The organism is Micrococcus sp. APC 4021 (genome assembly GCF_030407635.1).
Lineage (GTDB): Bacteria > Actinomycetota > Actinomycetes > Actinomycetales > Micrococcaceae > Micrococcus > Micrococcus luteus.
The window spans coordinates 1-14,573 of the sequence record NZ_JASDCZ010000009.1 but is presented as its reverse complement, the minus strand read 5'-3'; the positions used below and the strand labels follow the sequence as shown (position 1 = coordinate 14,573).

Sequence of the window (14,573 nt, the reverse complement as noted above, 5' to 3'; positions counted from 1 at the left end):
GTGGCGGCACGCGCGAGACCCGCGCCGGGGACGCACCACCCAGCCCCCGCACGCCGGACGACGCTCCCCGTGGACGGCGTCGCCCGGCACGCGCATCGGACACACCCCCTGCCCTCGGCGGGACTGTTGTGTATACACTGGCGGCATGCGAGCGAGTGAGCGGGCGTACCAGGCCCTGAGGGCGGAGATCCTCGACTGGTCCCTCCCTCCGGGCGCGGGCCTGGGCGAGGTGGAGCAGGCCGAGCGCCTGGGCATCTCGCGCACCCCTCTGCGCGAGGCGCTCTCCCGCCTGGTGGCCGACGGCCTGGCCGAGCAGGCCCCGGGCCGGGGCATCGTCGTCGCCGACCTGTCCCTCGAACAGGCGGACCAGCTGTTCGACCTGCGCATCGCCCTCGAGTCCCTCCTGGCGCGCCGGGCCGCGCAGCGGGCCACCCCGGAGGCGGCCGAGCGGTTCACGGTCCTCGCGGGCCGTTTCCAGGAGGCCGAGGCGGCCCTGCGCGGCGGGACCGACCCGGCGGACTACTACGCGATGACGGCCGAGCTGGACAGCCGGCTGGACGAGGCCGCCGCGAACCCCTACCTCGTCTCCACCCTGCGCACCCTGCGCCTGCACCTGGCGCGCCTGCGCCGACTGGCCGCGGACGACCCGGCCCGCCTCGCGGCCTCCGCCGCGGAGCACGCGGACATCGCCGACGCCGTCGGCTCGGGCGCCGCAGACCTCGCGGAGGCGACCACGCGGGTCCACCTGCACCACGCCTTCCACCATCTGACCCGGCGCGGCCGCGCCGAGGAGACCCCGACCCTGCTGACCCCCACCGAAGGAGACCGACCATGAAGAACCATCACGTGCGCGTCCACCGCTCCGAGGAGAACCTCGAGCGCAAGGACCAGCTGGCCTGGAAGCTGGCCGAGGTGGCCGTCGACGACGTCGAGGTGCTGCCCGAGGTCGAGGAGATGATCGTCAACCGGATCATCGACAACGCCTCCGTCGCGGTCGCCTCGCTGAAGCGCGGCCCGATCGTCGCCGCCCGCGCCCAGGCCCTGTCCCACCCGGTCTCCACCGGCGGTGCGGGCGCCTCCGTGTTCGGTGTGGAGCAGAAGGTCTCCCCCGAGTGGGCCGCATGGGCCAACGGCGTGGCCGTCCGCGAGCTGGACTACCACGACACGTTCCTGGCCGCCGAGTACTCCCACCCGGGCGACAACATCCCGCCGATCCTCGCCGTCGCCCAGCACGCCGGCCGCTCCGGCAAGGACCTGATCCGCGGCATCGCCACCGGCTACGAGATCCAGGTGGACCTCGTGAAGTCCATCAACCTGTACGGCCACAAGATCGACCACGTGGCCCACATCGGCCCCTCCGCCTCCGCCGGCATCGGCACCCTGCTCGGCCTGGACACCGAGACCATCTTCCAGGCCATCGGCCAGGGCCTGCACACCACCACCGCCACCCGCCAGTCCCGCAAGGGCGAGATCTCCACGTGGAAGGCCCACGCCCCGGCGTTCGCGGGCAAGATGGCCGTCGAGGCCGTGGACCGCGCCATGCGCGGCCAGACCTCCCCCGTCCCGATCTACGAGGGCGAGGACGGCGTGATCGCCTGGCTGCTGGACGGCCCGGACGCCTCCTACGAGGTGCCGCTGCCCGAGCAGGGCGAGCCCAAGCGCGGCATCCTGGACACCTACACCAAGGAGCACTCGGCCGAGTACCAGGCCCAGGCCTGGATCGACCTGGCCCGCAAGCTCCACAGGGAGCACCCCGAGGCCACCGACCCGGCGAACGTCGAGTCGGTGCTGATCAAGACCTCGCACCACACCCACTACGTGATCGGCTCGGGCGCCAACGACCCGCAGAAGTACGATCCGACGGCCTCGCGCGAGACCCTCGACCACTCCATCCCCTACATCTTCACCGTGGCCCTGCAGGACGGCTCCTGGCACCACGTGGACTCCTACGCCCCCGAGCGCGCCCAGCGCGAGGACACCGTGGCCCTGTGGCACAAGGTGACCACCGTGGAGGACCCGGAGTGGACCCGCCGGTACCACTCGCTGGACCTCGCGGAGAAGGCGTTCGGCGGCGCGGTGGAGATCACCCTCAAGGACGGCGCCGTCATCACCGACGAGATCGCCGTGGCCGACGCCCACCCGCTCGGCGCCCGGCCGTTCGCCCGCGAGCAGTACATCCAGAAGTTCCGCACCCTGGCCGAGGGCATCGTCTCGAAGGAGGAGCAGGACCGCTTCCTGGCCGCCGCCGAGCGCGTGGCCGAGCTGCAGCCCGGCGAGCTGGACCAGCTGAACATCCTGGCGGACCCGGCGTTCCTGTCCGAGGCCGACCTCGCCGCCGCCCCGAAGGGCCTGTTCTGATGCTGTACTCGACGAAGACGGCCGAACAGAAGCGGATCGACCTGCGGCAGACCCTGAAGCAGGGCGGCGCCCAGCAGTTCCCGGGCGCGTTCACGCCGCTGACCGCCAAGCTGATCCAGGAGAAGGGCTTCCCCGGGGTGTACATCTCCGGTGGCGTGCTCGCGAACGAGCTGGGCCTGCCCGACGTCGGGCTGACCACGCTCACCGAGGTGGCCGTGCGCGGCGGGCAGATCGCCCGCCTCACGGACCTGCCGTGCCTCATCGACGCGGACACGGGCTTCGGCGAGCCGATGAACGTGGCCCGCACGGTGCAGGAGTTCGAGAACGCCGGCCTGGCCGGCTGCCACATCGAGGACCAGTTCAACCCCAAGCGGTGCGGCCACCTCGACGGCAAGAACATGGTGGACCTCGACACCGCGGTCAAGCGCATCGCCGCCGCCGTCGACGCCCGCCGGGACCCGAACTTCCTCATCATGGCGCGCACCGACCTGCGGGCCGTGGAAGGCCTGGACGCCGCGATCGCCCGCATGAAGGCGCTCGTGGAGGCCGGTGCGGACGCGATCTTCCCGGAGGCCCTGAAGGACATCGGCGAGTTCGAGACCGTGTGTCGCGAGCTGGAGCCCCTCGGGGTCCCGGTCCTGGCGAACATGACCGAGTTCGGCAAGTCCGAGCTGTTCACCCGCCAGCAGCTGGCCGACGCCGGCGTCGCGATGGTGATCTACCCGGTCACCCTGCTGCGCTCCGCGATGGGCGCCGCCGAGCGCGTGCTCGACGCCATCAAGGAGGAGGGCACCCAGCAGTCGCAGGTGGAGCAGATGCTCACCCGCGCCCGCCTCTACGAGCTGGTGGACTACGAGGGCTACAACGCCTTCGACACGGGCATCTTCAACTTCGACGTGCCCACGCTCGACATCGGCGCCAACCACGCCGACCTCTGACCCGTCACCGGGCCCGCCCGTGCGCGGGCGGGCCCCACTCCCCGAGGAGGGACACCATGACCGAGACCGAGATCAAGAAGGGCCTGGCCGGCGTCGTCGTGGACACCACGGCGATCTCCAAGGTCAACCCGGAGACGAACTCCCTGCTGTATCGCGGCTACCCCGTGCAGGACCTGGCCGCGCAGCTTTCGTTCGAGGCCGTCGCGCTGCTGCTCTGGACGGGCGAGCTGCCCACGGACGAGGAGCTGGCCGCGTTCGAGCGCTTCGAGCGCGCCCACCGTGCCCTCGACCCGAAGGTGAAGCAGGCCATCGACCTGCTGCCCACCGACTGCCACCCCATGGACGTCGGCCGCACCGCCGTGTCCGTGCTCGGCGCGAACCACCCGAAGGCGGAGGACTCCTCCCCCGAGGCCGAGCTGGAGAAGGCCCAGGCCCTGTTCGCGGCGTTCCCGGCCGTCGTCGCCTACGACCAGCGCCGCCGCCGCGGCCAGGACGTGGTGGAGCCGCGCGAGGACCTGGACTACTCGCAGAACTTCCTCTGGATGACGTTCGGCGAGGAGGCCGCCCCGGAGGTCGTGGACGCGTTCCGCGTCTCGATGGTGCTGTACGCCGAGCACTCGTTCAACGCCTCGACCTTCACCGCGCGCGTGATCACCTCGACGCTCTCCGACCTGCACTCGGCCGTGACCGGTGCGATCGGCGCGCTCAAGGGCCCGCTGCACGGCGGCGCCAACGAGGCCGTGATGCACACCTTCGACGAGATCGGCATCCGGAAGGAGGAGTCCCGTGAGGACGCCGCCGCCCGAGCGAAGGCGTGGATGGAGGACGCCCTGGCCCAGAAGAAGAAGGTCATGGGCTTCGGCCACCGCGTCTACAAGAACGGGGACTCCCGCGTGCCCACCATGAAGGCCGCACTGGACCGGATGATCGAGCACTACGGCCGCGAGGAGATGCTCGGCCTGTACGACGGTCTGGAGCAGGCCATGGACGAGGCCAAGCAGATCAAGCCGAACCTCGACTACCCCGCCGGCCCGACGTATCACCTCATGGGCTTCGACACCGAGCTGTTCACGCCGATCTTCATCGCCTCGCGCATCACCGGCTGGACCGCCCACATCATGGAGCAGCGCGCCGCGAACGCGCTGATCCGCCCGCTCTCGGCCTACGACGGCCCCGAGCAGCGGGAGCTGCCGGCGGGCTGAGCCTCGTGAGGGGCGGTCGGGGCGACTTGTCGGAGGTGTAGACGCAGATCACCTCCGACACGTCGCCCCATTCGCTCGCGGCGCGGTGCCGCGTGCACGACGACGGCGGGTCGCCCCGGGTGGGGCGGCCCGCCGTCGTCGTGTCGTCATCGGTGCGACGCCCTCGCAGAGTGGTCACGACACGCCGCGTGCCGGGCGCGGCGACGGCGTGTCGTGACCACTGTGTCGGGCCGGTCGTCGGCCCCTCAGCGCCGGGCCGCCGCGTCGGCGCGGCGGGCCAGGCCGGCGGCGACGAGGCCGGCGAACAGCGGGTGCGGGCGGGTCGGCCGGGAGGAGAACTCCGGGTGGGCCTGCGTGGACACGTAGTACGGGTGCACGTCCCGGGGCAGCTCCACGAACTCCACGAGGGCGCCGTCCGGGGAGGTGCCGCAGATCGCGAGACCGGCCTCCTCGAGGCGGTCGCGGTAGGCGTTGTTCACCTCGTAGCGGTGGCGGTGGCGCTCGGTCACCTCGGTGGTGCCGTAGGCCTCGGCCACCACGGAGCCCGGGCGCAGGGTCGCGGGGAAGGCGCCCAGGCGCATGGTGCCGCCGAGGTCCCCCTCGCCGGCCACGATCTGCTCCTGCTCGGCCATGGTGGCGATCACGGGCGAGGCGGTCTCCGGGTCGAACTCGGTGGAGTCCGCGTCTTCCAGGCCGAGGACGTTGCGGGCGTACTCGATGACCATGGACTGCAGGCCCAGGCACAGACCCAGCGTCGGGATCCGCTGCTCGCGGGCGTGCCGCAGCGCGCCGAGCTTGCCCTCGAGCCCGCGCACGCCGAAGCCGCCGGGCACACACACGGCGTCGACGTCCGCGAGCGCCACCGCCGCGCCCTCGGGGGTGGCGCACTCGTCCGCGGCCACCCAGCGGATGCCCACCTTGGCCCGGTGGGCGAAGCCACCGGCGCGCAGCGCCTCGGTGACGGACAGGTAGGCGTCCGGCAGGTCCACGTACTTGCCCACGAGCGCCACCGTGAGCTCGTGCTCCGGGTGGTGCACGGCGTCCATGAGGGCATCCCACGCGGTCCAGTCCACGTCCTTGAACTTCAGGTCCAGGGACTGCACCACGTGGGCGTCGAGGCCCTGGTCGTGGATGACGCGGGGGATGTCGTAGATGGAGGGGGCGTCGGCGCAGTTGACGACGGCGTCCTGCGGGACGTCGCACATGCGGGCGATCTTGCCGCGGACATCGTCGGGGACGGCCCGGTCCGAGCGCAGCACGATCGCGTCCGGCTGGATGCCGATCGAGCGCAGGGCGGCCACGGAGTGCTGTGTGGGCTTGGTCTTGAGCTCCTGCGAGGGGCCGATGTACGGCACGAGGGAGACGTGCAGGAAGAAGACGTCGTCGCGGCCGACGTCCTGGCGGACCTGGCGGGCGGCCTCGAGGAAGGGCTGCGACTCGATGTCGCCGACGGTGCCGCCGATCTCCGTGATGATCACGTCCGGGGCGGGGCGGTCGCCGCGGGGCTCCGCGGGCAGGCGCATCCGGCGGCAGATCTCGTCGGTGATGTGCGGGATGACCTGGACGGTGTCCCCGAGGTACTCGCCGCGGCGCTCGCGGGCGATCACGGTGGAGTACACCTGGCCGGTGGTCACGTTGTCCAGGCCGTCGAGGTCCTCGTCGAGGAAGCGCTCGTAGTGGCCGATGTCCAGGTCCGTCTCGGCGCCGTCCTCGGTGACGAACACCTCGCCGTGCTGGAACGGGTTCATGGTGCCCGGGTCCACGTTGAGGTAGGGGTCGAGCTTCTGCATCACCACCCTGAGCCCGCGCGCCTTGAGCAGGTGGCCGAGCGAGGAGGCCGTGAGCCCCTTGCCGAGGGAGGAGGCGACACCGCCGGTCACGAACACGTGACGGGTGACGCGCGTGGACGTCTGAGTACGAGTAGTTCGTTGCACCACGGATCTTGAGCGTATCAGGTGCGGGGCTCAGCGCGCGCGCGGATGCGCGGCGGAGTAGACCTCGCGCAGGGAGTCCACGGTGACGAGGGTGTACACCTGCGTGGTGGTCACGGACGCGTGCCCGAGCAGCTCCTGGACCACGCGGACGTCCGCGCCGCCGGCCAGCAGGTGCGTGGCGAAGCAGTGGCGCAGGGTGTGGGGCGAGACGTCCGCCTCGAGGCCGGCGCGCTCGGCCGCCCGCTTCAGCACGGCCCACGCGGACTGCCGGGAGAGCCGGCCCCCGCGGGCGTTGACGAACAGGGCGGGCGTGGAGCGTGTGACTCCCGTCATGATCGTGGGCCGTCCCCGCACCAGCCATGCGTCGAGCGCGGCGGCCGCGTAGGAGCCGATCGGCACCACGCGCTCCTTGGACCCCTTGCCGAACAGGCGGACCACGGGCTGGCCGCCGTCGTCCCCGGTCTGCGCGAGCCCCACCACGTCGTCGACGTCGAGGCCGACCACCTCGGAGATGCGGGCGCCGGTGCCGTAGAGGAACTCGAGCAGCGCGCGGTCCCGCAGTCCGGCGGGGGTGTCGACGGGCACGGCCTCCAGCAGCGCCGTCACCTGCTCCACGGGGAGCGCCTTCGGCAGGCGGTCGCCCGGCTTCGGCGGGTGGACGTCGCGGGCGGGGTCGGCGGGCGTGAGTCCCTCGAGGGCCCAGAACCGGTGCAGCCCGCGCACCGCGGCGAGCACGCGGGCGGCCGAGCGGACGGCGAGCGGGCGGCCGCCGTCGTCGCCCGTGGCGAGGGCCTGCAGGAAGCCGGCCACGTGGCCGGGGTCGACGTCCCCGGGGGCGCGCACCCCGGCCGCCTCGAGCCAGCGACGGTAGCGGGCCAGGTCGCGCCGATAGGCGGCCAGGGTGTTCTCGGCCAGGCCCCGCTCGACGGCGAGATGGTCCAGGTGCCGGCGGAAGGGTGCCGCGAGCGCCGAGGTCTGCGGCGCGTGCGGGCTCACGCGGACCAGTCCGCCCCCGGGGCCTGCCGGTCGGGGACGAACGGCGCGTCCACGGGACGCAGGCGTCGCCAGCCCTGGGCCCGGTGGGCGCCCAGGGCCAGCACGGCGACGACGGTGGATGGGTTGTGCACCCGGCCGTCCAGGACGGCGTCGGTCACCTCGTCGACGCCGACCCACACGAGCGGCATGGCGGCCTCCTCGTCCTGCCGGGTGTGCCGCTCGCCGTCGGGGATCTCTTCGATCTGACGGGCCAGGAACACGCGGATCGCCTCGCTGGAGCCGCCCGGGGTCGTGTAGTAGTCGACGAGGGTGTGCCACTCGCGGGCGCGCAGGTCGGCCTCCTCGGCCAGCTCACGGACGGCGACCTGGTGGAGGTCCTCCCCGTCCACGTCCCGCAGGCCCGCCGGGATCTCCCACAGCTCCATGCCCACGGGGTGGCGGTACTGGCGGACGAGGGCCACCTGCTCGCGGGGGCCGGTGGTGGTGAGCTTGGTGCGGACCGCGAGGATCGCCACCGCGCCCGGGTGCACCATCAGCTCCCGGGTCAGCGGTTCCCGGGACTTGTCCGCCGGGTCCAGGCGGAACGACTCCCGGGCGATGTCCCACACTCGGCCCTCGTAGACGGTCTTCGACTTCTTCACCGGGCGGGGGACGTGCAGGTCGCGCAGGGGCGAGCGTCCCGCGGACGCGGGGATCTCAGGCATGGGGCGATCCTTTCATGTCGGGGCGGCGTCCGCGGACGGGGTCAGCCACGTTCGCGGGCGGAGGACTCGAGCAGCTCCCGGGCATGCTCGCGGGCCGCCGCGGAGTCGCCGTGCCCGGCGAGCATGCGGGCGAGCTCCTCGACCCGCTCGTCGGCCGTCAGCGTCACGACGTCGGAGGTGGTCACACCCGCGGCCGGGTCCGAGTTCTTCTCCACCCGCACGTGCCGGTCCGCGTAGGCGGCGACCTGGGGCAGGTGCGTCACGGCGATGACCTGCACGTGGCGGGCGAGCCGGGCCAGGCGGGCCCCGATCCGCACGGCGGCCTCACCGCCCACGCCGGCGTCGACCTCATCGAACACGAAGGTGGGCACCGGGTCCGTGGCGGCCAGGACCACCTCGAGGGCGAGCATCACGCGGGAGAGCTCGCCGCCGGAGGCGCCGCGGCCCAGGGGCCGGGGCTCGACGCCCGCGTGGGGGCGCAGGGCGAGCGTGACGTCCTCAGCGCCGTACGGGCCGAGACCGTCCCCGGCGACCGGCGTCAGCCCCACGTGGAACGAGGCGTCCGGCATGAACAGGGCGTGCAGCTCCTCGGTCACCGCGGTCTCGAGCCGCTCGGCGGCCTCGGTGCGCAGGGCGGTGAGGGTCGCGGCCCGCTCGCGCAGCGCGGCGTCGAGCCGGTCGACCTCCGCCTCGAGCTCCTCGAGGCGGCCGGAGTCGCCCTGCAGCTCGTCCAGGCGCGGACGCTGGGTCCGGGCCCAGTCGATCACGTCGGCGAGCTCGGGCCCGTAGAGCCGCTGCAGTCGCGTGAGCTCGGCCAGCCGCGACTGGGCCGCGTCGAGGTCGGAGGCCGCGTCGGCGTCCAGGTCAGCGGTGTAGCGGGCCAGGTCGCCGGCGATGTCCGAGAGCACGACGGCGGCCTCCGCCAGGCGCGCGGCCGCGGCGGCGAGCTCGGGGTCGTCGCCGGGGGCGGCGAGCACGGCCTGCCGCGCCGCCTCCACGAGGCTGACGGCGCCGGGGGTCTCGTCCATCGCGTCCACGTCGGGGCCGGCCAGTCGGGCGTGCGCCTCCCCCGAGGCGGCGCGCAGCTCCTCGACGTCCTCGAGCCGGCGGATGAGAGCCCGCAGCTCCTCGTCCTCCCCCTCCTGCGGCTCGGCGAGGTCGATCTCCTCGAGCGAGCGCTGGAGCGCCTCGGCTTCGCGGGCCCGCTCCTGGCGGTGGGCGGTGAGCTCCTGGCGCTCCCGACGCGCGGCGGCCCAGGCGGCGTGGTCCGCGCGGTAGGCGCGCAGGGCCGCGGCGAGCTCGGCGCCGCCGAACGCATCGAGGGCGTGCCGCTGGGCGTCGGCGCCCTGGAGGCGGACCTGGTCGTTCTGCCCGTGCACGGCCACGAGCGTGGCCCCGATCTCGGAGAGCAGGCCCACGGGCACGGAACGGCCGCCGGCCGCAGCGCGGGAACGTGTGCCCTCCCCCGACGCCGTGACGCTGCGGCTCAGGACCAGGTCGCGGGTGCCGTCGTCGCCCTCGTCCACGACCGCGCCGGCCTCCTGAGCCAGGCGGAGCGCCGCGTGGTCCGCGGCCACGCGCACGCCGGCGTCCACGACGGCACGGGACGAGCCCCGGCGGACCGCGCCCGCGTCGGCGCGAGCACCGAGCAGCAGGCCCAGGGCGGTGACCACCATGGTCTTGCCGGCGCCGGTCTCGCCGGTGACGACGGTGAAGCCGGGGTCCAGGTCCACGGTGGCCTCGCCGATCACGCCGAGCCCCGAGATCCTCAGATGGTCGATCATGCGTCCTCCCCGGGGTGACACGCCCCGCGGTCGCGGTGACGCTGGATGTCCACGGGCGAGAGCACCGACAGCGGCATGGTGGCCGGTTCGACGACGTCAGGACGCGGCCCCGCGTGCCGCGGCTCGACGGTCTCCACCGCGCGGAGCACGCCCGCCCGCTCCTGGGCGGTGACGGGGCCGCGCCAGCCGTCCGTGGGCAGCCGGAACTTGCGCACCAGCCGTTCCGCGAAGGGCGTCGGGTTGAGACGGGCCAGGCGCACCGGCTCCGCCGAACGGGACACCTCGATCCGGGCCTGCGGCGGCAGTTCGACGGTCCGCCGGCCGTCGCACCACAGCACACCGGTCTCGCGGGTGCGGGTGAGCACGTCCACGCCGATCGTGGAGCGCGGACCCACCACGAGGGGGCGGGTGAACAGGGCGTGGGCGCTGATGGGCACGCACAGCAGGGCCTCCACGGAGGGCCACACCACGGGGCCCCCGCCGGAGAAGGCGTAGGCCGTGGAGCCGGTGGGGGTGGCCAGGACGACGCCGTCGCAGCCGAAGGCCGTCAGCGGCGAGTTGTCCACGGAGACGACCACCTCGAGCATCCGCTCCCGGTGGGACTTCTCCACGGAGGCCTCGTTGAGGGCCCACGTGCGGGCCACCTCGCGGCCCTCCACGTGCACGACGACGTCCAGGGCCATGCGCTCGATCACCACGTAGGACTCCGAGGCGATCGCCTGGACGGTGCGGTGCAGGTCGGTGCGCTCGGACTCGGCGAGGAAGCCGACGTGGCCCAGGTTCACCGCCAGCAGCGGCACGTTGTGGCCGCGGACGAAGTCGGCCGCCCGCAGCACCGAGCCGTCGCCGCCGAGGACGAGGCCGAGGGTGATGTCCTCGAGCTCGCAGTCGACCCCGAGGGCCTCCGGCGCGAACTCCGGGGGGTCCCCCGCGGCCGCGCGGATGGCGGCCACGTCCTGTTCGAGCATGACGCTGACCAGGCCCTCCTCCGCGAACATGCGGGTGGCCTGCAGCGCCGCGCTGATGGCGTCCTCGCGGCCCGTGTGGGTCAGGACGAGGACGCGACGTCCGGGGGTGTAGGGCATGGTTCCTTCCGCGAGCCGGGGTGCCGGGCACTGCGATCCAGGATAGCCACGAGACCGGACGCGCGAACCGGTGGCCCTACGCCCGTGGACGGGCGGCGCCCCTCGGACGCGGGTCAGGACCAGTCGATGTGGGCGCCCCGGACCCACCCGGCGGCGCGCTCGCCGGCGTCCGGGGCCGGGCTCGTCCCGCCGGCCGGATCGTCGGCCGCGGTGGCGTCGGGACGGCGGAGCCGCAGGAAGAACTCGGCGTTCCCGTCCTGTCCGGCCAGGCCGGATCGGGCGAGGCCGCGGGGTGCGAGACCGGCGCCCAGCGCGGCCGCAGCCACCCCCACGACGGCGTCGCGGCGGGCGTCGGGATCGGTCACGACGCCGGTGCGCGGCAGGGCGCGCCGCCCGACCTCGAACTGGGGCTTGACCATGAGCAGCAGCTCCGCGCCGGGTCGGCACACGCCCGCGAGCGGGGCGAGGACGAGGCGCAGCGAGATGAAGGACAGGTCGGAGACCACCAGGTCCACCGGACCGTCGATGTCCTCGGCCGTGAGGTCGCGGACGTTGAGCCCCTCGCGCACGAGGACGCGGGGGTCGGCCCGGACGGTCGGGGCCAGCTGGTCGTGGCCCACGTCCACGGCGGCCACCCGTTCGGCGCCCCGCTCGAGGAGGACCTGGGTGAATCCGCCGGTGGAGGCCCCGGCGTCGAGCGCCCGGCGGCCGGCCACGGCGACGTCCGGGAACGCCTCGAGCGCGCTGACGAGCTTGTGGGCCGCACGGGAGACGTACCGCGGGCCCGGGTCGCGCAGGCGCAGCGTGGCGTCGGCGGCCACGCGGTCGGAGGGCCGGCGCACCGGGCGGCCGTCGAGGAGGACCTGCCCCGCGCGGATGAGCGCCGCGCCCTCCGTGCGGGAGCGGGCCAGGCCCCGGGCGGCCAGGGCGACGTCGGCGCGTGCGGTCTCAGCCACGCCGTGGGTCCGCGGAGCCCTCGGCCCCGCCGGCGAGCAGAGCGGGCAGGTGCGCACGGACCCACGTGGGCCGGTCCGGCCCGGGGGCGGCGGCCGCGGTCTCGCGCGTGTCGATGCCGGTCAGGACGAGCACCGTGTCGAACCCCGCCGCGTTGCCGCCGCGGATGTCCGTGTCCAGGCGGTCGCCGACCACGAGGGGACGGGCCAGGCCGAGGGCCTCGGCCGCCGTCCGGAACAGTCGTGGCTCGGGCTTGCCCGCCGCGACGGGCGCGGTGCCGGTGGCCCGGCCCACCGCCTCGACGAGGGCCCCGTTGCCGGGGGCGATCCCCTCCGCGCGCGGGATCGAGGTGTCCAGGTTGGTGGCGACCCAGGTGGCCCCGGCGCGCACGGCGTACGCCGCCTCCGCCAGATCGGCCCAGCCGAGACCGGGGTCGAAGCCCTGGATCACCGCGTCGGGGCGCTGCGCCGCGGACGCGACCACCTCGTAGCCCCGCTCCTCGACCACGGCGCGCAGGTACGCCGAGCCGACCACGAGCACCCGGCCGGTGCGGCGGCCGAGCGTCTCCTCGAGCAGGTCGACGCCCGCCGGTGCGGAGCCGAAGACCTGCCCCGCCTGCGCGGGCACCCCGAGCGTGCGGAGATGCTCGGCCACAGACTCCGGCGCGCGGGAGGCGTTGTTCGTCACGAACCCGACCGGCACGCCCCGTTCCTGCAGCGTCGACAGCGTCTCGACCGCCCCGGCGATCGCGCCGCCTCCGGCGTAGACGACGCCGTCCAGGTCGCAGAGCAGCCCGTCGTGACCGGCGAAGAACGTGGCGCTCACCGCTCGTCTGCCTCCGGGGCCTCGAGGGCGTCGAACAGCGACAGCTGGTTCGGGTCGACCTCGTCCGGCGCGTCGACGGCGGCCGGCGGCTCTGCGGCGGCCTCCGGCCGGGGCGCCTCGGTCGGCTCCGTGGCGGCCTCCGGCTCCTCGGCCGGGGATCCGTCCGCCGTCGGCTCCGCACCGGCCTCGGCCGCATACCGCTCGTGGCGCCGGTCGCGGGGGGACGGGCGGCGGTCCCGGGGGTCCTCGACCGGCTCGGTGTCCACGTCGATGATCTCCGGGTCCGCGAACCCGCCCACGCCGAGGGCCTTCTCCGCGACGCGCACGGCACGCGCCCAGAGCCGAGCCTCGTCGCGGCGCCCCAGGGCGAGCAGCACGTCGGCCTGGCGCTGGAACAGCCGGGGAGAGAAGGGGTAGCCGCGCCGCCGGTCCAGTTCCGGGATCTGCAGGGCCTCATGGGCACCCTGAAGGTCGCCGGCGTCCTCGCGGATGCCGGAGACGACCATGGCCAGCTCGGCCCGCGCCGCCCGGTCCAGACGCGAGGCATCCACCTCGGCGGCCAGCTGCAGGGCCTTCTCCGTGCGGCCGAGGGCACGCTCGCTATCCACCTGCGCGGCGATGTGGGTGTCATCGCCCGTCATACGCCGGTAGGTGCGGAACTCGCGCAGCGCGTCGGCGTACTCCCCCGCCGCGTAGGCGGTGAGCGCGACTGCCTCGCGCACGCGTGAGAGGCGGCCGCCCTTGCGGGACGCGGCGAGGGCGTGCTGAAACGCCAGCGCCGGGTCGACGTCCAGGTAGCGGCCGGCCATCACGAGATGCTTGGCGACCCAGCTGGCAGGACGCTCGTCAAGGCCGTTGATCTCCTTGAGCGTGCCGCGGTCGAGCTCCTGGCCCGTCACGTCCGGGTCGATGTCCGGAGAGCGCTCCTGGTCCGCACGATTCGCCGCTCGGAGGTCACCGGGATTGTGCGCGGGTCGTTCGGCGCGGTCCTCGCGACGAGGGCCCGTCGGCGCACCGCGGCGCTCGGGGCGTCCGCCCCCCTGGCCCGGGCCGCGCCGCCGGTCCTCGTGAGGCCCGCCGGAGCGGCGCCGGTCACCGGCACCGCTGCGAGGACGTCCGTCGCGGTCACCACCACGACGCCGGCCATCACCGCCACCACGGGGCCCGCGGCCCTCGGATCCGCGGTCCTCGCGGCGCTCTCGGGGGGTGTCCTCAGCCATGGTGTCCTTCCTGGGCGTCACGCCGCGACGGTCCGCGGGAACGCGGTCTCTGTTCCTCATGTGCCGGCCTCGCGGCCGGGTCCTCAGGGGACCAGGCTAGTGCCCGGAGCCTGTGGCAGACCGTCCTTGCGGAGAAAACAGTCCAGAAATGCGGGAAGGGCCTCGCACCAACGGTGCGAGGCCCTCCCTCAAAGAATGTCCGGCGGCGACCTACTCTCCCACAACCTCCCGGCTGCAGTACCATCGGCGCTGTGGGCCTTAGCTTCCGGGTTCGGAATGGAACCGGGCGTTTCCCCCACGCTATGACCGCCGTAACCCTAACCCCACACCACCACCCTCAACACGGGCAACAGCAGGGAAACCTACGGGTCACACAACAGTGACACTATTCAACTCAAAACACCTCAACCACCCACCAACAAGCAGACAGCCGGTTGCAATCAGACAACCGCACAGTGGACGCGAACACCAACCCATCACCTTGAAGCAAGCAATAGGATAAGAGTGTGTGTAAGTCATCGGCCTATTAGTACTGGTCAGCTTCACGAGTCTTCAGTCCTCGCTTCCACATCC

General features: G+C 73.7%; 12 protein-coding genes and 1 rRNA gene. 4 read left to right on the top strand and 9 right to left on the bottom strand.

Annotated features, from left to right (window positions below; translation table 11 throughout):
- The first annotated feature begins 145 nt into the window (after window positions 1-145).
- From QL983_RS01860 to QL983_RS01845, 4 genes are read left to right on the top strand one after another with little or no spacing between them, the layout of a single operon-like run.
- A complete protein-coding gene (locus QL983_RS01860; RefSeq protein ID WP_020628108.1) occupies window positions 146-835 on the top strand; it encodes a GntR family transcriptional regulator in 690 nt (229 codons plus the stop codon).
- A complete protein-coding gene (locus QL983_RS01855; protein ID WP_290151140.1) occupies window positions 832-2,358 on the top strand; it encodes an MmgE/PrpD family protein in 1,527 nt (508 codons plus the stop codon). The genes QL983_RS01860 and QL983_RS01855 overlap by 4 nt, the downstream gene beginning before the upstream one ends.
- The gene (gene prpB, locus QL983_RS01850) at window positions 2,358-3,296 is read left to right on the top strand and encodes a methylisocitrate lyase (protein ID WP_063189203.1); all 939 of its coding nucleotides are present in this window, start codon (window positions 2,358-2,360) and stop codon (window positions 3,294-3,296) included. The genes QL983_RS01855 and prpB overlap by 1 nt, the downstream gene beginning before the upstream one ends.
- A 56-nt stretch (window positions 3,297-3,352) precedes the next feature.
- Window positions 3,353-4,498 (top strand): bifunctional 2-methylcitrate synthase/citrate synthase, encoded by a 1,146-nt coding sequence (locus tag QL983_RS01845; protein WP_063189202.1) that lies wholly within the window; start codon window positions 3,353-3,355, stop codon window positions 4,496-4,498.
- A 245-nt stretch (window positions 4,499-4,743) separates the two neighbouring features.
- Here QL983_RS01845 and QL983_RS01840 read toward each other — a convergent pair whose 3' ends face one another.
- The 9 genes from QL983_RS01840 to rrf all read right to left on the bottom strand — a co-directional run bounded on the left by QL983_RS01840 (window position 4,744) and on the right by rrf (window position 14,314).
- On the bottom strand, window positions 4,744-6,453 hold the full coding sequence (locus tag QL983_RS01840; RefSeq protein ID WP_290151143.1) for a CTP synthase: 1,710 nt from the start codon (window positions 6,451-6,453) through the stop codon (window positions 4,744-4,746).
- A gap of 9 nt (window positions 6,454-6,462) precedes the next feature.
- On the bottom strand, window positions 6,463-7,428 hold the full coding sequence (gene xerD, locus QL983_RS01835) for a site-specific tyrosine recombinase XerD (RefSeq protein ID WP_063189197.1): 966 nt from the start codon (window positions 7,426-7,428) through the stop codon (window positions 6,463-6,465).
- Entirely contained in the window at window positions 7,425-8,132 is a 708-nt protein-coding gene (locus QL983_RS01830) for an NUDIX hydrolase (RefSeq protein ID WP_063189195.1), read from the bottom strand. The genes xerD and QL983_RS01830 overlap by 4 nt, the downstream gene beginning before the upstream one ends.
- Before the next feature lie 41 nt (window positions 8,133-8,173).
- Entirely contained in the window at window positions 8,174-9,916 is a 1,743-nt protein-coding gene (gene recN / locus QL983_RS01825; protein ID WP_036315738.1) for a DNA repair protein RecN, read from the bottom strand.
- Window positions 9,913-11,001: an NAD kinase gene (locus QL983_RS01820; protein WP_036315741.1), complete on the bottom strand. Its 1,089-nt coding sequence runs from the start codon at window positions 10,999-11,001 to the stop codon at window positions 9,913-9,915. The genes recN and QL983_RS01820 overlap by 4 nt, the downstream gene beginning before the upstream one ends.
- 113 nt (window positions 11,002-11,114) lie before the next feature.
- On the bottom strand, window positions 11,115-11,957 hold the full coding sequence (locus tag QL983_RS01815) for a TlyA family RNA methyltransferase (RefSeq protein ID WP_036315747.1): 843 nt from the start codon (window positions 11,955-11,957) through the stop codon (window positions 11,115-11,117).
- Window positions 11,950-12,780: an HAD-IIA family hydrolase gene (locus QL983_RS01810; protein ID WP_051995271.1), complete on the bottom strand. Its 831-nt coding sequence runs from the start codon at window positions 12,778-12,780 to the stop codon at window positions 11,950-11,952. Before QL983_RS01810 ends, QL983_RS01815 begins: the two co-directional genes overlap by 8 nt.
- Complete coding sequence (locus QL983_RS01805; RefSeq protein ID WP_231866285.1) at window positions 12,777-13,679, bottom strand: hypothetical protein; 903 nt, start codon at window positions 13,677-13,679, stop codon at window positions 12,777-12,779. Before QL983_RS01805 ends, QL983_RS01810 begins: the two co-directional genes overlap by 4 nt.
- Window positions 13,680-14,197: 518 nt before the next feature.
- Window positions 14,198-14,314: ribosomal RNA gene (rrf, locus tag QL983_RS01800) — 5S ribosomal RNA — on the bottom strand.
- Between the last annotated feature and the right edge of the window lie 259 nt (window positions 14,315-14,573).